Source organism: Pedomonas sp. V897, from assembly GCF_051304405.1.
GTDB lineage: Bacteria > Pseudomonadota > Alphaproteobacteria > Sphingomonadales > Sphingomonadaceae > Pedomonas.
In genome coordinates this window covers 160521-178917 of the sequence record NZ_JBPPGG010000002.1, presented here as the reverse complement: position 1 = coordinate 178917, position 18397 = coordinate 160521, and the positions used below count along the sequence as shown (strand labels likewise).

General features: G+C 69.5%; 15 protein-coding genes and 1 pseudogene. 7 read left to right on the top strand and 9 right to left on the bottom strand.

The window, feature by feature from the left end:
• Positions 1 to 157 precede the first annotated feature (157 nt).
• Entirely contained in the window at positions 158 to 1501 is a 1344-nt protein-coding gene (gene accC / locus ACSJJU_RS06890; RefSeq protein ID WP_435914578.1) for an acetyl-CoA carboxylase biotin carboxylase subunit, read from the top strand.
• A gap of 138 nt (positions 1502 to 1639) precedes the next feature.
• Positions 1640 to 2407, top strand: a complete 768-nt coding sequence (gene aat, locus ACSJJU_RS06885; RefSeq protein ID WP_435914577.1) for a leucyl/phenylalanyl-tRNA--protein transferase — start codon at positions 1640 to 1642, stop codon at positions 2405 to 2407.
• 35 nt (positions 2408 to 2442) lie between these two features.
• On the opposite strand, the pseudogene ACSJJU_RS06880 reads toward aat, so the two are convergent.
• The 6 genes and pseudogenes from ACSJJU_RS06880 to ACSJJU_RS06855 all read right to left on the bottom strand — a co-directional run.
• Positions 2443 to 2649, bottom strand: a pseudogene (locus ACSJJU_RS06880) (DUF2155 domain-containing protein); the annotation flags it as partial.
• 207 nt (positions 2650 to 2856) lie between these two features.
• The gene (mlaD, locus tag ACSJJU_RS06875; protein WP_435914575.1) at positions 2857 to 3360 is read right to left on the bottom strand and encodes an outer membrane lipid asymmetry maintenance protein MlaD; all 504 of its coding nucleotides are present in this window, start codon (positions 3358 to 3360) and stop codon (positions 2857 to 2859) included.
• Positions 3361 to 3408: 48 nt separating this feature from the next.
• Positions 3409 to 3789 (bottom strand): NADH:ubiquinone oxidoreductase subunit NDUFA12, encoded by a 381-nt coding sequence (locus tag ACSJJU_RS06870; protein WP_435914574.1) that lies wholly within the window; start codon positions 3787 to 3789, stop codon positions 3409 to 3411.
• A gap of 38 nt (positions 3790 to 3827) precedes the next feature.
• A complete protein-coding gene (bioD, locus tag ACSJJU_RS06865; RefSeq protein WP_435914572.1) occupies positions 3828 to 4565 on the bottom strand; it encodes a dethiobiotin synthase in 738 nt (245 codons plus the stop codon).
• 199 nt (positions 4566 to 4764) lie between these two features.
• Positions 4765 to 5898 carry an 8-amino-7-oxononanoate synthase gene (gene bioF, locus ACSJJU_RS06860; protein WP_435914570.1) on the bottom strand — a complete coding sequence of 378 codons (1134 nt, stop codon included), beginning with the start codon at positions 5896 to 5898 and terminating at the stop codon, positions 4765 to 4767.
• A gap of 19 nt (positions 5899 to 5917) precedes the next feature.
• Positions 5918 to 7219, bottom strand: coding sequence for an adenosylmethionine--8-amino-7-oxononanoate transaminase (locus tag ACSJJU_RS06855; RefSeq protein ID WP_435914568.1), 1302 nt, complete (start codon positions 7217 to 7219; stop codon positions 5918 to 5920).
• Positions 7220 to 7588: 369 nt separating this feature from the next.
• Here ACSJJU_RS06855 and ACSJJU_RS06850 point away from each other — a divergent pair, with 369 nt between their 5' ends.
• Positions 7589 to 9346 carry a putative bifunctional diguanylate cyclase/phosphodiesterase gene (locus tag ACSJJU_RS06850; protein WP_435914567.1) on the top strand — a complete coding sequence of 586 codons (1758 nt, stop codon included), beginning with the start codon at positions 7589 to 7591 and terminating at the stop codon, positions 9344 to 9346.
• A 62-nt stretch (positions 9347 to 9408) separates the two neighbouring features.
• On the opposite strand, the gene ACSJJU_RS06845 is transcribed toward ACSJJU_RS06850, so the two are convergent.
• On the bottom strand, positions 9409 to 9720 hold the full coding sequence (locus ACSJJU_RS06845; protein WP_435914565.1) for a hypothetical protein: 312 nt from the start codon (positions 9718 to 9720) through the stop codon (positions 9409 to 9411).
• Between the two features lie 424 nt (positions 9721 to 10144).
• The gene (locus ACSJJU_RS06840; RefSeq protein WP_435914564.1) at positions 10145 to 10333 is read right to left on the bottom strand and encodes a hypothetical protein; all 189 of its coding nucleotides are present in this window, start codon (positions 10331 to 10333) and stop codon (positions 10145 to 10147) included.
• A 179-nt stretch (positions 10334 to 10512) separates the two neighbouring features.
• Here ACSJJU_RS06840 and ACSJJU_RS06835 point away from each other — a divergent pair, with 179 nt between their 5' ends.
• Positions 10513 to 11187 (top strand): S24 family peptidase, encoded by a 675-nt coding sequence (locus tag ACSJJU_RS06835; RefSeq protein WP_435914563.1) that lies wholly within the window; start codon positions 10513 to 10515, stop codon positions 11185 to 11187.
• Between the two features lie 104 nt (positions 11188 to 11291).
• On the opposite strand, the gene ACSJJU_RS06830 is transcribed toward ACSJJU_RS06835, so the two are convergent.
• Positions 11292 to 11471 carry a hypothetical protein gene (locus tag ACSJJU_RS06830; protein WP_435914562.1) on the bottom strand — a complete coding sequence of 60 codons (180 nt, stop codon included), beginning with the start codon at positions 11469 to 11471 and terminating at the stop codon, positions 11292 to 11294.
• Between the two features lie 358 nt (positions 11472 to 11829).
• On the opposite strand from ACSJJU_RS06830, the gene ACSJJU_RS06825 reads away from it, so the two are divergent.
• The 3 genes from ACSJJU_RS06825 (at position 11830) to ACSJJU_RS06815 (ending at position 18350) form a co-directional block, all read left to right on the top strand.
• The gene (locus ACSJJU_RS06825; protein WP_435914561.1) at positions 11830 to 12039 is read left to right on the top strand and encodes a hypothetical protein; all 210 of its coding nucleotides are present in this window, start codon (positions 11830 to 11832) and stop codon (positions 12037 to 12039) included.
• A 147-nt stretch (positions 12040 to 12186) separates the two neighbouring features.
• Positions 12187 to 14052 (top strand): autotransporter assembly complex protein TamA, encoded by a 1866-nt coding sequence (locus tag ACSJJU_RS06820; RefSeq protein ID WP_435914560.1) that lies wholly within the window; start codon positions 12187 to 12189, stop codon positions 14050 to 14052.
• Positions 14052 to 18350: a translocation/assembly module TamB domain-containing protein gene (locus tag ACSJJU_RS06815; protein WP_435914559.1), complete on the top strand. Its 4299-nt coding sequence runs from the start codon at positions 14052 to 14054 to the stop codon at positions 18348 to 18350. Before ACSJJU_RS06820 ends, ACSJJU_RS06815 begins: the two co-directional genes overlap by 1 nt.
• Positions 18351 to 18397: the final 47 nt, after the last annotated feature.

The following is an 18397-nucleotide window of genomic DNA, read 5'->3' as shown; positions in this document are numbered from 1 at the left end:
CGTCCGGCCGTGCGCCCCGCTCCCACGCGGGCGGGCCGCGGTTGCGGCAGGCCCGTTTTGCTCCTGCGGGCTGGTCTTTCTGCCAGCGCGTCCCGCTCTCCGGCGTCCGGTTGCGCTGATTCCTGAAGGAAAGCCGCCATCCCGAAAGGTTTGAGGCATGTTTGAAAAAGTACTCATCGCCAATCGCGGCGAAATCGCCCTCCGCATTCATCGCGCATGCCGGGAAATGGGCATCAAGACCGTCGCGGTGCACTCCACGGCCGATGCCGACGCGATGCACGTGCGGCTGGCCGACGAGGCGGTGTGCATCGGGCCGCCCTCTCCGGCCCAGTCCTACCTGAACATTCCGGCGATCATCGCGGCGGCGGAGATCACCCACGCCGACGCCATTCACCCCGGCTACGGCTTCCTCTCCGAGAACGCCAAGTTCGCCGAGATCGTGCTGGAGCATGGCCTGACCTGGATCGGCCCGTCGCCCGAGCACATCCAGCTCATGGGCGACAAGGTGATGGCGAAGAAGACCGCCGCCGAGCTGGGCCTGCCGCTGGTGCCGGGCTCGCCGGGGCCGCTGTCGAGCTTCGAGGAAGCCCGGGAGATCGCCGCCCAGATCGGCTACCCCGTGCTCATCAAGGCCGCCTCGGGCGGCGGCGGACGCGGCATGAAGGTGGTGCAGTCCGAGGACGAGCTGGAAAGCCTGATGAGCCAGGCCAAGGCGGAGGCCAAGGCCGCGTTCGGTGACGACACGGTGTACATGGAGAAGTACCTCTCCAACCCGCGTCACATCGAGTTCCAGGTGCTGGGCGACACCCACGGCAACGCCATTCACCTGGGCGAGCGTGACTGCTCGCTCCAGCGCCGTCACCAGAAGGTGCTGGAGGAGGCCCCCTCGCCCGCGCTCAGCGCCCGCCAGCGGGCGGAAATGGGCGAGATCGTCCGCTCGGCCATCGAGAAGATGGGCTATGTGGGCGCGGGCACGATGGAATTCCTCTATGAGGACGAGAAGTTCTATTTCATCGAAATGAACACCCGTCTTCAGGTGGAGCACCCGGTCACCGAGATGATCTCGGGCCTGGATCTGGTGCGGGAGCAGATCCGCGTGGCGGCGGGCCTGCCGCTCTCCGTCACCCAGAAGGACGTGCGCCTCGAGGGCCACGCCATCGAGTGCCGCATCAACGCCGAGGACCCGCGCACCTTCACCCCCGCACCGGGGGAGGTGACGGACTACCACGCGCCGGGCGGCCTGCATGTGCGCGTCGACAGCGCCCTCTACGACGGCTACCGCATCCCGCCGTACTACGATTCGATGATCGCCAAGCTCATCGTCTACGGCCAGAACCGCAATGACGCGCTGATGCGTCTGAAGCGGGCGCTCGAGGAGTATGTGATCATCGGTCCCAAGACCACGATCCCGCTCCACCAGGCGCTGATCGAGAACCCGGACTTCCTGAACGGGGACTACTCGATCAAGTGGCTGGAGAAGTGGCTGTCCGAGCAGCCGTAAGGCTGCCTGCGCTGCGGAAAATCAGGGCCGTCGCTCTTCCCGAGCGGCGGCCCTTTCCGTTGGGGCCGGAAAAACGGAGAACTGGCGGAAATCCGCACCCCCTGTGCTATATTGGGCCCTATGCACGCGCCTCCGAACATGACGCTGACGCCTGCCCTCCTCATCCGCGCCTATGCGGCGGGGGTGTTCCCCATGGCCGAGCAGCGGGACAGCGACGAGGTGTTCTGGGTCGAGCCGCGGCGGCGGGGCATCCTGCCGCTGGACGGCCTCCACGTACCCCGCTCGCTGGCCAAGGTGGTGCGGCAGGACCGGTTCACCGTCACCGCCAACCGCTGCTTCCGCGACGTGATGCTGGCCTGCGCCGAGCCCCGACCGGGCCGGGAGCAGACCTGGATCAACGACAGCATCCTGGAAGCCTACACCGCCCTCCATCACAAGGGCTTTGCCCATTCCATCGAATGCTGGCGCGAGGGCCGGCTGGCGGGCGGCCTCTATGGCGTCTCGCTGGGGGCGGCCTTCTTCGGGGAGAGCATGTTCAGCCGCATGACGGACGCCTCCAAGGTGGCGCTGGTGCATCTGGTGGCGCGGCTGAAGGTGGGCGGCTTCCGTCTGCTCGACACCCAGTTCCTCACCGCCCATCTGGCCCGGTTCGGCACCATCGAGATCAGCCGCATCGAATACCGCCACCGCCTGCGCGCCGCGCTGGAGGCGGAAGGGGATTTCTTCGCTATCGACAGCCTTGCCGAGGCGCACGCGGCCGGTGAGACCGCGTCCGGGCGCTATTCCGCCCCGCCCTCCGGCCCGGAGGAGGCAGCAGGCGCAGCGGGCGCGGAGGGCGTCAGCACCACCGTCTCGTCGCCCCTCTCGGGGAAGCTCATCTTGCAGCTTCTGAACAGCACGTTGTAGGCCGGGTGGTCGAACGGATGGAGCGCAGGCGCGCGGGCGAACATCCAGCCTGAATAGACCCGCTTCACCGTGCCCTGGAGGGTCTGCTCATCCACCTGCAGGAAGGCCGCCGCCTCGGGGCGCTCCCACGGCGGGCTCGCCTCGCAGCTGCGCACATGGATCGTCAGCCGCCCATGGCGGATCACCGCGCCGGGATTGACCTCGAAGGTCTGGGTCGTGCCGGTGAACTTGTCGAGAACCACCAGAGTTGCCACCCGCTCGGCCACCGGTGTCGGCAGCTGGTCGGAGGCGGGAGGCGGCGTCTGCGCCGTCTCCGAATTCTGGGCCTGTGCTCTGCCCTGGGACTGGGCCCCGCTCTGGGCCAGCGCGCCGCTGGCGGCCAGCGCGAGTCCGAGCCCGAACAACGCCGTCGCGACGGCGGCAGCGGCGGGCCGGGTGGCCACCGGGCCTTACTCCGCGGACGGGGACGGCGACGGTTCGGACTCGTCCGACGCGTTGCCGCCGCTGCCCGCGCTGTAGATCGCGCGGCCGATCAGGCCCATCAGGTCCACCGAGCCCTGCGTCTGCTCGATCTCGTCGCCCGGCTGCAGCGTGTCCATGTCGCCGCCCGGGGACAGCTCGATGTAGCTGCCGCCCAGAATGCCTTCGGAGGCGATCTTGGCGATGGTGTCCACCGGCAGCTTCACGTCGTCCTTCACGGTGAAGGTCACCCTGGCCTGGAAGGTCTGCGGGTCCAGCTCCTGCCGGGTCACGGTGCCCACCTTGATGCCGGAGATCCGCACGTCCGTGCCCACGTTGACGCCCACCGCGCTCGGGAAGCGCGCCACCAGCGGATAGCCGCTGCTGGCCCGGCCGATGGCCGTGTTGCTGTAGGCATAAACCAGAAACAGGGCGGCGACGGCCAGCACCACCGCGCCGATCAGGGCTTCTACCAGGCTTTCCTTGAGCTGCATTCGGCTCGGCTCCCGTTCAGGCAGGCCCCCCGTGGGGCCGGACCAGGTTTATTCAGGCCGCCAGGCTTCGTAGTCGCCCGTGGCGGGCGGACGCACGCCGCCGGCCTGCAACGCACCCGGAGGCGCATAGGCGGCGGGGGTGCCGGTGAGATTCGGCTCCTTCGGCTTCTCCCAGGGCTTCACCACCGGCGGCTTCTCGGTCGGCGGGGCGTCCACGGTGTAGTGCAGCCAGGCATGCCACTCGGGCGGCACGCGGCTCGCTTCCACGTCGCCATTGTAGATCACCCAGCGCCGGCGGCCGTCCCGCTCGCGATAATACTGGTTGCCCTGGTCGTCCTGGCCCACCAGTTCGCCCCGGCGCTTCGTGAACAGCCACGTCCCCCAGGTCTGGTTGTTCCACCAGGTGAAAGTCCGCGCTAACAGGCCCATTGCATCCTCGGCACTTCACAAAATCCTTGCAGGCGGCTTTAGCGGCATCTTGCCGCCTCTGTCCAGTCCGGCGGCAACTCTTCGGCCAGAAGATCGGTCAGATCGGGCACATTGGCAACGCCCGTCTCCCCATCGCCCCCCTCGCCCCCCGCGTCGGCGCGCGGCACCACCCGGATGGGAACCCCGGTGAAACGCCGCAGCGTCGCCACCGTCTCCGCCGTCGGCACGCCCGCGCCCGCGCTCTCGCTGAGCACCACTGCCCGCACCCGCACACCCCGCGCCGCCAGCGCCTGCAGCGCCGTCAGCGTGTGGCTGAGAGTGCCCAGATAGGTGCCCGCCACCAGCACGGCGGGAAACCCCAGATCCGCCATCCAGTCGAGCACCGTGTGGGTGTCATCCAACGGCACCATGACGCCGCCCACACCCTCCACCAGCACCGGCCCCTCGTGGCGGGCGGCGGTCTCCTCGCAGAAGGCCACCATCTCGCCATAGGGCAGCACCCGCCCCTCCTGCCGCGCCGCCATGTCCGGCGAGAGCGGCGCCGCAAACCGCCACGGGCTGATGGTGGCAACGGCCTCGGGCGTTACCGCCTCGCCCATGGCCGCCAGCAGCCGGGCCGGGTCCGACTCCGCCAGCGCCGCCGCGTCATAGCCGCTCAGCACCGGCTTGAGCCCCAGCGGATTGAGCCCCCGCAACCGCAACTGACGCAGCATCAGCGCCGTGACGTGCGTCTTGCCAATGTCGGTGCCGGTCGCAGTGACGAACAGGCGGCTCATGGGGATCCTCGTCCGTTTTGAGTCTGGATAGTTATAGGGACGTTATTGGTTTTGCAGGAGGGTCTCGGACCCTCCTGCACCTCCCTTACTTTTTTATCGGGACGCGCGCGTGATGACAGGCGTGGCCCGAAAAAAATCGGGAGGTTGCCAAGAGGGGCAAGCCCCTCCTGCAACAAAACCCCCTAACCATTTGAAAAAATTACCCTTCCATCAACCGCTTCAGCGTTTCCGCCAGCCGTTCCACGTCCTCCTCCCGGTGCCGGGCGGTGAAGGTGAAGCGCAGCCGTGCCGTGCCGCGCGGCACGGTGGGCGGGCGGATGGCGGCAACGAGGAAGCCTTCCGCTTCCAGTGCGGCGCTGAGGGCGAGGGCCCGGCTTGCGTCGCCCACGATCACCGGCACGATGGGGCTTTGCGGTGCGGGCAGTTGCATCTGCCAGGCGAACAGGCGCGCCAGGTCCAGCGGGCGCTGGCAGTATCCGGGCTCGCTTTCGATGATGTCGAGCGCGGCGATGGCCGCTGCCACGCTGGCGGGCGGCAGGCCGGTCGAGAACACGAAGGTGCGGGCCCGGGTGCGCATCAGGTCCACCACCGGTTTGGAGGCGCACAGGTAGCCGCCGTAGCCGCCGATGGCCTTGGAGAGGGTGCCCATCTGGAGCGGCACGTCCACCTTGTCCCCGAAGGCGAAACTGGAGCCGCGCCCGCCGCCCACCACGCCGATGCCGTGGGCGTCGTCGGTGAACAGCCAGGCGTCGTGGCGGGCGCACAGGGCCGCCATTTCGGGCAGCGGCGGCAGGTCTCCGTCCATGGAGAAGACGCCGTCCGTCACCACCAGGCAGTGGGGGTGGCTGGCCCGGTGCGTCTCCAGCAGTTCGGCCAGGTGCGCCATGTCGTTGTGGCGGAAGGTGAGTGTTCTGGCGCCGGCGAGGCGCGCGCCGGAGAGCAGGCAGGCGTGGCTCAGCGCGTCGGTGAGGATCAGGTCGTCCGCGCCCATCAGCGCCGGGAGGATGCCCGCGTTGGCGAGGTAGCCCGAGCCGAAGACGATGCAGTCCTCCGTCCCCTTGAGCCGGGCGAGGCGCGCTTCGAGTTCGGCGAACAGCGGATGGTCACCGGTCACGAGCCGCGACGCGCCCGCCCCCGCGCCGTAGCGCCGGGTGGCCTCCACCGCCGCCTCGATCACGCGGGGGTCGAGGCTGAGGTTGAGGTAGTCGTTGCAGCTGAAGGAGAGCAGGCGGCGGCCGTCCCGCACCACCACCGCTTCCGGCAGGCGGTCGCTGGGGCGCAGGCGGCGGCGCAGATGCAGCTTCTCCAGCGCCTTGAGCTTCGTCTCAGCCATTACGTTCAGGCTGTTCATATCATTCGCCTTTTCCGAATCGGGCCGACCACTCGCCCGCCACCGTGACCAGCGCCTTGGTCAGCTGGCGCAGGTCGTCCGCGCCGATGGTCAGGGGCGGCGTGGTGTAGAGAATGTTGCCGAACGGGCGCAGCCACACCCCCAGGTCGAGGAACCGCTGTTTCAGCCAGGCGGGGTCGCCAAGGCGGGTCAGTTCGATGACGCCGATGCCGCCCAGCACCCGCACGTCGACGACGCCCGGCAGGGCGCGGGCGGGCTCCAGGTCGGCCGCCAGTTGCGCGCCGATGGCCCGCGCCTGGCCGATCCGGTCCTCGCTCTCGAACAGGTCGAGCGAGGCGTTGGCCGCGGCGCAGGCGAGCGCGTTGCCCATGTAGGTGGGACCGTGCATCAGCGCCCGGGCGGGGTCGTCGTCCCAGAAGGCCTCGAACACCTTGCGGGAGGCCACCGTTGCCGCCAGCGGCAGGGTACCGCCGGTCAGGGCCTTGGAGAGGGTGAGGATATCCGGCACCACGTCTGCCGCCGCGCAGGCGAACAGGTCGAGGCCGGTGCGGGCGAAGCCCACGAAGATCTCGTCGAAGATGAGCAGCGCGCCGTGGCGGTCGCACATCGTCCGCAGCCGGCGCAGCGTTTCGGCGTCATGGAACTTCATGCCGCCCGCGCCCTGCACCAGCGGCTCCACGATCACCGCCGCGATCTCGTGGCCGTGCGCCGCCAGCAGCGCCGCCAGCCGCGCTTCCGAGTCCGCATCCACCGGCAGGTCGGCGATCACCTGCTCCGGCACCACGCCACGGAACAGGGCGTGCATCCCCTCGTCCGGGTCGCACACGCTCATCGTCATGAAGGTGTCGCCATGGTAGCCCTTGGCAAAGCTGAGAAACCGGGTGCGCCGCTCGCCCCGGTTCAGCCAGTACTGCACCGCCATCTTGAGGGCGATCTCCACCGACACCGAGCCCGATTCGCTGAAGAACACGTGGTCGAGGTCGCCGGGCAGCAGCCGCGCCAGCCGGGCGGCGAGCCGGGCCGCCTGTTCGTGCACCAGCCCGCCCAGCATCACGTGAGGCAGCGTCTCGAGCTGGCGCTTCACCGCCTGTTCGATATGGGGGTGGCGGTAGCCGTGCGCGGCGGTCCACCAGGAGGCGACGCCGTCCACCACCGCGCGGCCGTCGCCGAGGCGCAGGCGCACGCCTTCGGCGGAGACCACCGGCAGCGGCCGGGGTGCGGTTTTCATCTGGGTATAGGGCAGCCAGAGGTGGCGCTGCCCCTCCTCCAGCCAGGCAAGATGCTCCCCTGCCGTCCCGGTCATGCCGCCGCTCCTTCCCCTCAATTCACGGCCCCGACGCCGCCGGTCCGTGCCACGGTTCCGGCCGGGGGGATAAAGCACGTTCGCGCCGGCGGGACAATTGCGGCGGCGCGGGCGGGCTCCCGTGCCGGCCGCCTGGCGGCGCGGGCGGGCTCCCCTGCCGGCCGCCTGGCGGCGCGGGCGGACTGGGGCGCAATCGCGCGCCTTCCCTGGCCCTCGAAAGTTTTTTCTTATTTTACGCCCTGTTAAGGGACTCTCTGCCATAGTCATGCTTGAGAGAGAAAATGGCCAGATTGCCGCTTGGCGAAAGTGGCCCTCTCTCTGGGTGCAATGGTTATGGGCTGAGGCAGCGTGTCGGCAATTAAACCAGCGTTGACGCCAGCAAATGGTAAACCGTTCGAGTCGGCAGCTCAGGCCCTGAGTGCGTGCTTTACGGAAGTTCAGCCCCTTCTCGACGCCCTGCCGGTTGGCATCCAGCTTTACCAGCGCAACGCGGACGGGCAGATCATCTGCCATCTCACCAACGCCACCTACGAGCGCATGTTCGACCTGCGCCGCCATGCGGTGCTCGGGCTGGAGGCGGAGACGATTCTGGGCCGGGGCGGCGATGGTTCGCTGGTGGCGCAGCAGCTGCGCGCCTGTTTCGAGTCCGGCGAGGTCATGACGCTGGACTGGCAGTACCGGGAAGCCCCGCACGACCGCCATTTCGTCATCGAGTTTCATCCCATCGCCGCGCAGGACGGACGGATCACGCAGGTGGTGGCCTCCTTCACCGACCGCACCCGCGAGAAGGCGGCCGACCGCCAGCGCCAGCATCTGGAGACTCACGACAGCCTCACCGGCCTGCCCAACCGCGTGCTCTTTGCCGACGAGGTGGAGCGTGCCGTCACCGCCATCCGGCAGGCGCCGGGCAAGGAGACCGCCCTCCTCATCATCAACGTGGACCGCTTCAAGCTCATCAACGAGAGCATGGGCCATGTGTCGGGCGATGAACTGCTGATCGCCATCGGGCGGCGGCTGATGTCCTGCACGCCGCCGGGCAATCTGGTGGCGCGCCTTGCCAGCGACGAGTTCGCCATCCTGATGCGGGAGATCGACAATCTCTCCGAGGCGCTGGCGGTGGCCGCGCGCATCCAGAGCGAAATGAGCACGATGTTCGTGGTCTCCAATCAGGAGCTGTTCACCAGCATCAGCATCGGCATTGCCACCACCCGGGCCTCGGGCTGCGACGCGGACACCCTGCTGCGCGATGCGGACTTCGCCATGCATCAGGCCAAGTCGCGCGGCGGCGCGCACACGGAGGTGTACCACGACGGCCTGCACCGCCGCGCCCGCAACCTGTTCCAGTTGGAGAACGACCTCCGCAAGGCGGTGGACCGGGAGGAGCTGGAGCTGCACTACCAGCCGCTCATCGACCTCCAGACCGGGGCGCTCATGGGCTTCGAGGCGCTGGCCCGCTGGAACCACCGCGAGCGCGGCTATGTCTCCCCGGCGGAGTTCATCCCGCTGGCGGAGGAGACCGGGCTCATCATTCCCGTTGGCCGCTGGGCCCTTGCCGAGGCCTGCCGCCAGCTCAGCGAATGGCGCGCCCAGTTCGGCCCGGCCGCCGACCACCTGACCATGGGCGTCAACGTCTCGGGCATCCAGTTCGCCCGGGACAACCTGGCCAAGGTGGTAACGGATGCCCTCGCCCGCTCCGGCCTGCCCGGCGACCGGCTGAAGCTGGAGATCACCGAGAGCGCCCTCGTCGAGAACCCGGACCTGGCCAACCAGGTGCTGCGCCAACTTAAGGCGCTGAACATCCGCCTGGCGCTGGACGACTTCGGCACCGGCTACTCGTCCCTCAGCTATCTCCAGCGCTTCCCCATCGACGTGCTGAAGATCGACCGGTCCTTCATCACCGACATGCTGGCGGTGCGGGACAACTACAAGATCGTCAACGTCATCCTCGCCCTCGCCCGGAACCTGGGCAAGGAAACGGTGGCGGAGGGCATCGAGACCATGGAACTGGCCGACACCCTGCGCGCGCTCGGCTGCCAGCAGGGGCAAGGCTTCCTTTACGCCCGCGGCCTGTCGGCAACCGAGAGCACCGATTTCATGCGCTCCGCCCTGACCGGCCGGAGCCACTGATCGCCCATCGCCCGCCGGCCCGTCGCCCGCCAAACGTCCGCCACCCGTCCCGGTCCGGCCTGTCACACCGCCACAAGGCCCCTCTCCCCGAAGGCCGCATCCCCGGCCTCCGCCACCTCGAAATCCAGCACCACGCGCAGCTGCCCCTCGAGGCCGACCAGCCGGCACGCCACCGGCCTGCCGCCGGGCCCGCGCAGGGCCACGAACACGCCGTTCTGGCGCAGCGTCCGGGCGACCCGCTCCAGCCGCCCGCGCTCCTCCATGTCCTTCAGCACCAGGGATGACGAGAACAACCGTGTCGCCCAGCCCTGCTGCGGCACGGGCATGTCCGGTTCCGGCAAATCGCCTGCGACATCCTGCCAGGTGAGCCTCATGTGCGTCCTCCTTCTTGGAAGCCACAGCCACCCCCTGCGGGCGCACCGCACCAGGCCGGCGCCGGGCAGCTCTGGATGACCGTCGAATGATTAATTCGCAATTATTATGCCGATCAAAATAGAACGCCCGCTTTTGGCGCAATAAAGCGGATTTAAATACACGTGATTCACGAAAATCCCAACTATGCCGCGAGTCCGTCACAGTTGTGATCAACCATCCATTGTCACCCATTTGAATTTTTCTGCAATATTTCTCATCCCTGACTCTAATATATTCTAATCTTCTGTTGCCATTATTCGACAGATCGTCCCTGCCCCGCGCCACCCGGAGGCCCGCCAGCACGAGCCCGGCCAGAGCCAGCCCGATGAGAGCCAGCCCGGCCAGAGCCAGCCCGATGAGCGCGAGCGCGGCCGCCGCCACGGCTCAGGCCCCGGCGGCGAGCTGATGCAGGGCGATCCGCACCCGCTGGACATTGGCCGGAGTCAGGCAGCGCCCCCGCCGCAGGTCGAACACCAGCCGCGGGTCGCCCATCACCGTGCGGCCGAACCGCGAGGGCGCGATCCCCGTCTCCCGCAGGACGCTTTCGATTTCCGCCAGGATCGGTGTTGCCATGAGTTTTCCTATCTTCTTATGGTTATCATAGGTTTTTTCCTACTATGGAATATTCCTGTTGTTGTCTAGGGCAAATCCTATATTCATAGGGAAGGGCAAGCGCCTCGGGCGGCGCAGCGCCGCTGCACGAGGCCCGCGCCCCTCTGCCGCCTGGCGCATGGCAACAAGGGGTCGAGACGATGGAGAGTGAATCCGTACGACAGACGCTGGATCGCCTGATCCAGGAACGGGGAGACGACTACGCGTCCCTGTCGCGGATGCTGGGCCGCAATCCCACCTACATTCAGCAGTTCATCAAGCGCGGCGTTCCCCGCAAGCTGGCGGAGGATGACCGGCGGCGGCTGGCGGCCCACTTCGGCGTGTCGGAGCAGGAGCTGGGCGGCCCTCCGGGTCCGATCGGGCGCGCGGTGCACAACGAGCCGCAGCTGGTGAGCGATTCGCGGGACTATGTGCTGGTGCCGCACCTGACGCCGGACGGCAAGGTTCTGCCCACCGAAGCCTCCCCGGCCAGCGGGCCGGAGAGCGCCCTCGCCTTCCAGGCGCAGTGGGCACGCTCCATCGCCTCGGGCGGGGTCGAGGCCCTGTCGGTGCTGCGGGTGGACGGGGATTCCATGTACCCCACCCTGGCGGAGGGGGATCACATTCTGGTGGATACGGCCGACCGGCGTCTGCGCGATGGCGTGTTCGTGGTGCGGACGGACGAGTCCATCCTCATTCGCCGCCTCTCGGTCAATCCCACCACCAAGCGGGTCCGGGCCAGCTGCGACAACCCGAATTATTCCTCGTGGGAGGACTGCCCGCCCGAATCGCTTGATCTCGTGGGCCGGGTGGTCTGGGTCGGCCGCCGGCTCTGAGGCCGGCTCCGGGACAGCGGGCATCAATCCGGCAACAAGCAGGGGCGCGGGCAACGCGCCCCTTTTTCTTTACGCGCCCCTTTTTCTTCAGGCCCTGCCCCTCGTCACTCCTGCCCGTCGCGGTGCTCGCGGCGCAGATCGCGGATCGTCACGATGGCGGCAAGGGCGACGCCGACCGCCAGTCCGGCGACGAGGCCGAGGCTCGCCTGGCCGACGGCCCAGCCGGCGACAATGCCGATCACCACTCCCAGAAAGATCCAGACGCCACCGGCGACAGGCTTCATAGCAGCTCTCCTTCATGCACGTCCCGGCAGCACAGGCTGCGCCATACCCCCCGGAGAACGCGACACCGCACCCACAAAAAAAGCGCCGACCTTTCGCCTGCGATCGACGCCCCCGTGTCCATCTGGCCCCAATGCTGCCAGAAAACAAGCCAGGACGAGCGTGCGGAAGCGAAACGGGACAGTCCAGGCGCATCCGATATGCTACAGGCGACTTTCCCGAGTCGGGTCCGTAAACCTTTTCCCAACCAAAAAGGTGAACACTCGACCTCGGCGGGCGCGGCTGCCCGTAGACGATTCCCGAGGCGATGCCAAGGGGGAGCGCCAAGGGGTGCGAAGATCCGCACGATCGGAGCTGAGAATGCATCAGTTAACCATTTATGACATATCGGCCTACAAGGTGGCCCAGGATCTGATCCAGTGGCATGGGGAAGACGCCATTCTTGAGGCCGCCGGTCAGGCCGATCGCAACCGGGCCTGCGGCAACGACCAGCTGTTTCTCCACTGGCGCGCCGTCGAGCACGCCATCCAGATTCTCCAGCTGGAGGACCCCGTCGGCGAGCTGCACTGAGCCGCGCCGACCGGAGCCGCCGGGGCAAATTCCCTTCCATTAACCGCGCGGCCAAGTCTGGCTGCCGCCCCACGCATTATTCTCCCTGTTCTCGGCGGCAGGATCGGGTAGACCAATCAGATGATGCGTTGGGGGATTGCATTCACAATGACTTGCGCCGGTCTTGCCGGCCTCCTGCTGGCGTCGCCGCTGGCGCCCGCCCGGGCCATGACCGCCCAAGACCACATCCAGACCACCCCCGAGCCACGCACCCCCGAGGCAGCGCCCGAACCTGCCGCTTCCCTTCGTTACAGAGTTGTCTTTCAGGGCTTTGAGGCGCTCGGGCTGGAGAAGCGGCTGAAGGAGCTCTCCACCCTGTGGGCGAACCGGGGCGAGGCCGCCGACAGCCTGGCCCAGATCCGCCGCCGCATCGCGGCGGACACGCAGCTCGCCGAGCAACTGCTTGAATCGGAGGGGTATTTCGCGGGACGGGTCACCGCCTCCACCGCGCGGGGCGACGAAAGCGGCGCGCACGAGACCTCAAGCCTCGTCGTCACCCTCACCGCCGACCCCGGGCCGCGCTACCGCTTCTCGTCCGTGACGATCGACGCGCCCCCGCCCCTCCAGCCACTGCTGCACGAGATCGCGGGCCTTGAGCCCGAGGCCCCCGCCGCCGTCTCGGCCATTCTGGAAGCGGAGACGCGGCTGCGGCAGGAGCTGCCCCGGCGCGGCTACCCCTTCGCCCGGCTGGGCGAGCGCCGGGTGATCGTCGATCATGACAGCCGCACCGTCTCCTATTCCCTTCCCGCGTCGCCCGGCCCCCGGGCGCGCTTCGGCCCCATCGAGGTGGGCGGCACGCCGGTGCTGGTGCCCGGGCATGTGGCGAGCCTCGCCCGCTTCCGCACCGGCGATCCCTACGACCAGCGCCGGCTGGAGGATTTCCGCGAGGCCATTCTGGAGACCGGCCTGTTCTCCCAGGCGACTGTCGAGCCCTACCTGCCCGAGGGCACCCCGGCCGAAGCCGAGGAGGTGACAGCGCCGATCCGGGTGCTGCTGGAGCCCGCCCGCAACCGCACCATCAGCTTCGGCCTCGGCTACGGCACCGAATCCGGCGCGCGCGGGGAGGTGTCCTGGCAGCACCGCAACCTGTTCGGGCGGGAGGAGCGGCTGACCCTCCTGGGCCGCCTCGGCACCGAGGAGCAGCTGGTCCGCGCCGACATCCAGCGCTCCAACTTCCGCCGCCGCGACCTCTCGCTGGTGGGCCATGTGCTGGCGGCCCACGAGAGCCCGGATGCCTACGAGGCCCGCCGCTTCGAGGTGAGCGCGGGCCTCGAACGGGAGACCGGCCCCAAGTGGCAGAAGCGCTGGGTCTATTCGGCCCATGTGGAGGCGGAGCTTGCCCGCATCGAGGATGCCCTCGGCGATCGCACCTACCTGCTGCTCTCCGCGCCGGTCTCGGTCAACTTCGACGGCACGGACGACCTGTTCGACCCCACCCGCGGCCTGCGCGTGTTCGGCACCGTCTCGCCCGAGCTGTCGGAGCAGAACGGCGTCTTCAGCTACCTGCGCGCCGACGCCGGGGCCAGCTACTACTGGCCGCTGAACGCGGATGCGGATTTCGTGCTCGCCGCCCGCGCCCACGTCGGCACCATCCGGGGCGCGCCGCGCGACCGCATCGCCGCCACCCGCCGCTTCTTCGCGGGCGGCGGCGGCTCCATTCGCGGCTTCGGCTACCAGGAGGTGGGCCCCAAGGACGCGGCGGGCCAGCCGCTGGGCGGCAAGTCCCTCGTCGAGAGCAACATCGAGCTGCGCTGGCGCTTCAGTTCCAGCTTCGGCATCGTCAGCTTCATCGATGGCGGCACGGTGCACGCCGACGCCACGCCCTCCTTCGACAACTACCGCTGGGGCGCCGGGATCGGCCTGCGCTACTACACCGACTTTGCCCCCATCCGCGTTGACTTCGCCACGCCGCTTGACCGACAGTCGGGGGAAAGCCGGTTCCTTCTCTACGTGAGCATAGGCCAGAGTTTCTGATGGCGGGCAGCGAAACTCCGGAAGCGATCGTCGAGGCGTCTCCTGACGCGCCGCCGCCGCTGCCGGTCCGCACCCGGCGCCGCTGGCTGCGGCGGGTCCGGCAGCTGGTCCTCTGGACGGCGGCTTTCCTGCTGTTTCTCGGCCTTGCCGGCACGCTCGCCGTTGCCTGGCTGGACACCGACCCCGGCCGGCACTGGGTGGCCCGCCAGCTGGAGACGCTCGACACCCGCTCGGGCTTTGCCGTGCGGGTCGGCGGCTTTCGCGGCTCCCTGTTCGGGCACCTGACCGCCGTCGATGTCTCGCTCTACGACCCGAAGGGCCGCTGGGCGCACATCCCGTCCGTCTCCATGCGCTGGTGGCCGTGGGACCTGATGCAGCGGCGGGTCAACATCGGCACCCTGCGCGCGCCGACGGTCATCATCGAGCGCCGGCCGGAGTTCCGCCCCACCGGCGAGGACCGCCCCCTCCTGCCCGACATCGACATCACCATCCGCCGCCTGCGGGTGGGCCAGCTGATCCTGGAGGAAGGGGCGGCGGGCGAGCGCTATGTGCTGACCGCCAACGGGCGGTTGCACCTCACCCGGCGCACCGCCACCGCCTTGCTCAACCTGGGCGGGGCGGCAAGCGGCGACCGGCTGGCGCTGGCCGTCACCATCGCGCCGGAGGACGACGTGCTGGACCTGAACGCCCACGTCAACGCGCCCACCGGGGGCGCGCTGGCCGGGTATCTCGGCACCCGCCACGGCTTCACCTTCAGCCTGCGCGGCGACGGCACCTGGGCCCGCTGGCGCGGCGCGGTGGATGCCAGCTATAGCGATGCGCCCCTCCTTGCCCTCGCCCTTGCCGCCGACGACGGCCATTTCCGCCTGAACGGGGATGTGCGCCCCGCGCCCGACCTGCCCCTGCTCCTGCGCCGCCTGCTGGCGACGGGAGGTGCCGTCGACCTCGACGCCACTGCCCGCAAGGGCACGGTCGACACCCGCCTGTCCCTGCGCTCCGATGTGATCGCGGTCGAGGGCGCGGGCCGGGTCGAGATCCGCAGCGGGCGGCTGCACGACGCCCATGCCACCGCCCGCCTTGGCGACATCGCCGACCTGGTGCCGGGCATCCGCTCGGCCCCCATCACCGCCCGGCTGACGGCGGAAGGTCTGGTCCAGCACCCGAAGCTGGAGATCGTGGGCCGCAGCGACGCCCTGCACCTTGGCCGCCGCATCTCCCTGTCCGGCCTCTCCCTGACCCTGCGGCCGGAGGGCGGCTCGCTCGCCGCCATGCCCGTCGAGGCCCGGGTCACCCGCGTGACCGGCGTTGGCGACATACTGGGCCAGCGCCTGTCCGGCGCCACCGTCACCGGGCGCATCACCGCTGCTCTGCCCGGCCCGCGCCTCACGCTGGAACAGGGCGTGCTGCGCGGCCCCAATGCCCGCTCGGCGCTGGAGGGGTTTGTCGACTTCCGCTCGCAGGAGTACCGCCTTGCCCTGGACGGCGCGCTGGAGCGCATCGAATTCCCCACCATCACGCGCGGCACGCTCACCCTGAAACTGGTCGTCGCGGGCCGGGACTTCGCCAGCCGCACCACCCTTGCCGGCGTGGCCGAGACCCGCCCGCTGGAGCCGCTGAGCCGCCCGGTGCGCGCCCTCATCGGCGCGGACACCCGCCTCTCCAGCCGCATTGCGCGCGGCCAGGACGGCGTGTTCCGGCTGGAGGATCTGCGCCTTGCGGGCAAGACCCTCCAGCTTCAGGGCTTTTTCAACATCGCCCCCGGCGGCGGCGTGTCGGGGCGCATGAGCGGCCCCCTCTACGCCCTTGCGGGCGCCTCCCAGGTTCTCACCGCGCGAGATCCGGCCCAGCTTGTGCTCACCGCCTCCGGCACCCTGCCCGATTACCGCATCGACCTCGACGCCCGGCTGGCCGAGGCCGCGCTCGGGCCGGGGCAACTGACCGGCCTGCGCCTCGCCGGCCGGTCCGAGCGGCTGGAGCGGTTCCACTTCGCCCTGTCCGGCGCCTCGGCGCTGGGGCCGCTCTCCGGCGCCACCGACATGACGGTGCGCGGCGGCGTCACCCTCGACAACGTCAACTTCCAGCTTGGCAACATCGGTCTGTCGGGCGTGCTGCATCAGGCGCCCGGGCAGGCCTGGAGCGGGCGGCTGGCGCTCGCGGGCGGCGGCCTGTCGGGCCGGGTCACCCTGCCCGGTGGACCGGGAGTGACCCTGGCGGACATCGACATCACCGGCCGCTCCGTGCGGCTGGGCGAGCCGGCCACCCGCCTGTTCGTCGATCGCCTCGCCGCCCGGGGCCAGCTGCGCCTCGCGCCCGACGATCCCGGCTTCACCGGCAGCTTCCGCGCCAGTCAGGTGGCCACCGCCACCTTGCGGCTGGAGCAACTGGCGCTCACCAGTCTGCGTCAGGGCGACGGCTCGCGCCTGCGCCTCACCCTGAAGGGCGAACGGGGCGCGCCCTTCGACTTCGACGGCACCGCCGATCTCACGCCCGGGGCCGTGCGCGTCACCGGCGCGGGGCAGATCGCGGGCGCGCCGGTGCGCCTCTCCCGCCCGGCCGACTTCGCCATCGCCCCCGGCGGCGGCTGGCTCCTGTCGCCCACCGAACTGGCGTTCGGTCAGGGAACGCTGGGGGTGGAGGCGGTGTGGACGCCGCACCGCCGCCGCGTCAATGCCACCGCCCGGCAGATCAGCGCCCTTGCGCTCGAACTTGTGCGCCCCGGCACCGGCATCGACGGCCGCCTCAGCGGCAGCGCTGCCTACGCCTGGGAGGAGGGCCGCCTGCCCACCGCCACCGCCGATCTCACCATTCAGGATCTGCACCGCGCCAGCCTCATCGGCCGCTCCGCGCCGGTCGGCATGAGGGTCCGGGCACAGCTTGACGGCCCCCGCGCCGAGGCAACCCTCACCGCGACCGAGAACGGCCAGACCTCGGGCACGGTGCGCCTCGCGCTTGCGCCGCTGGAATACCAGGGCGGCTCTCCGGTCCCCGTCAACTGGCGCAACGTGCCACTGTCGGGCAACATCAGCTGGAATGGCCGGGCCGACGCCCTGTGGGCGCTCACCGGCATCGAAACCCACGAAGTCTCCGGCCCCGCCATCATCCGGGCACGCCTTGGCGGCACGCTGGGCGACCCGGACATCGCGGGCAACATCCGCTCGACCGGCGCGTCCTATGAAAACCTCGCAACCGGCCTGCGCGTCACCAATGTGGATCTGGAAGCGGTGTTTCGCGGCCCCCGGCTCGACATCGTGCGCCTTGGCGGCACGGCCGGGCGCAACGGGCGCGTCTCCGCCACCGGCTGGCTGGAGCTGTCCTCGGCGCGCGGCTTCCCGGCGGATGTCCAGCTCACCTTCGACCGCGCGGCGATCATGCGGCGGGACGACATTCAGGCCTCGGCCACCGGCAAGGCCCGCCTCACCCACGGCCCCGAGGGCGGACTGATCGAGGGCCGGCTTCGCGTCACCCAGACCCGCATCCGCATGGGCGGCGAGGCGGCGGCCAACCCGGTGCCGCGCATCGCCTACGAGGAGGTGGGCGCGCTTGCCTTCAGCCAGCCGCTGGCGACGCGCGCGCCGGTCTTGCAGCCCTTCCGGATGGCGCTCGACATCACCGCGCCCGAAGAGGTGATGCTCGAAGGCATGGGGCTCCACTCGGAATGGCGAGGGCAGCTCAACATCACCGGCACCACCGCAACGCCGCTGCTCGCCGGGCGTCTCGATCTGGTGCGCGGCACCTACGAGTTCTCGGGGCGCGACTTCGATCTCGACCGGGGCCAGATCATCCTGCGCGGTGAGACCCCGCCCGATCCCATCCTCGACATCGTCGCCACCCACGCGCTGGACAACGTCACGGTGATGATCGAAATCCGCGGCACGGCGCGCAAGCCGGAAGTCAGCTTCACCTCCACGCCCCGCCTGCCGCAGGAGGAAGTGCTCTCCCGCCTGCTGTTCGGGGCCAGCGTGCCCAACCTGTCCGCAACCGAGGCCGTGCAGCTGGGCGCGGCGCTGGCGGCGCTGCGCGAGGGCAACGCCGATCTCAACATCATCGGGCGGGTCGGCAAGGCCGTGGGCATCGACCGCCTGCGCGTCATGCCGGGCGATCAGGACAAGGGCATCGGCACGGTCTTCTCCGGCGGGAAATACATCACCAACAAGATCTACCTGGAGGTGGCGACGGACGGGCGCGGCTATACCGCCACCCTGGTCGAGATCGACCTCACCCGCACCCTCAGCCTGCTGTCGCAGGTGGCAACGCTCGGCAGCACCAACGTCAGCCTGAAGTGGTCGCGCGACTACTGATTCTGTGTATACTCCTCCGCCGGTCAGGGGGCGGAACGGCGGCCGGA

Excerpts from the sequence above, each read along its gene's own strand:
- ACSJJU_RS06870 (WP_435914574.1), bottom strand. The coding sequence starts at position 3,789 with ATGGGCCTGTTAGCGCGGACTTTCACCTGGTGGAACAACCAGACCTGG.
- ACSJJU_RS06825 (WP_435914561.1), top strand. The coding sequence starts at position 11,830 with ATGCATCAGTTAACCATTTATGACATATCGGCCTACAAGGTGGCCCAG.
- ACSJJU_RS06815 (WP_435914559.1), top strand. The coding sequence starts at position 14,052 with ATGGCGGGCAGCGAAACTCCGGAAGCGATCGTCGAGGCGTCTCCTGAC.
- ACSJJU_RS06845 (WP_435914565.1), bottom strand. The coding sequence starts at position 9,720 with ATGAGGCTCACCTGGCAGGATGTCGCAGGCGATTTGCCGGAACCGGAC.
- bioF (WP_435914570.1), bottom strand. The coding sequence starts at position 5,898 with ATGGCTGAGACGAAGCTCAAGGCGCTGGAGAAGCTGCATCTGCGCCGC.
- aat (WP_435914577.1), top strand. The coding sequence starts at position 1,640 with ATGACGCTGACGCCTGCCCTCCTCATCCGCGCCTATGCGGCGGGGGTG.
- ACSJJU_RS06835 (WP_435914563.1), top strand. The coding sequence starts at position 10,513 with ATGGAGAGTGAATCCGTACGACAGACGCTGGATCGCCTGATCCAGGAA.
- ACSJJU_RS06820 (WP_435914560.1), top strand. The coding sequence starts at position 12,187 with ATGACTTGCGCCGGTCTTGCCGGCCTCCTGCTGGCGTCGCCGCTGGCG.
- accC (WP_435914578.1), top strand. The coding sequence starts at position 158 with ATGTTTGAAAAAGTACTCATCGCCAATCGCGGCGAAATCGCCCTCCGC.
- bioD (WP_435914572.1), bottom strand. The coding sequence starts at position 4,565 with ATGAGCCGCCTGTTCGTCACTGCGACCGGCACCGACATTGGCAAGACG.
- ACSJJU_RS06830 (WP_435914562.1), bottom strand. The coding sequence starts at position 11,471 with ATGAAGCCTGTCGCCGGTGGCGTCTGGATCTTTCTGGGAGTGGTGATC.
- ACSJJU_RS06840 (WP_435914564.1), bottom strand. The coding sequence starts at position 10,333 with ATGGCAACACCGATCCTGGCGGAAATCGAAAGCGTCCTGCGGGAGACG.
- mlaD (WP_435914575.1), bottom strand. The coding sequence starts at position 3,360 with ATGCAGCTCAAGGAAAGCCTGGTAGAAGCCCTGATCGGCGCGGTGGTG.
- ACSJJU_RS06855 (WP_435914568.1), bottom strand. The coding sequence starts at position 7,219 with ATGACCGGGACGGCAGGGGAGCATCTTGCCTGGCTGGAGGAGGGGCAG.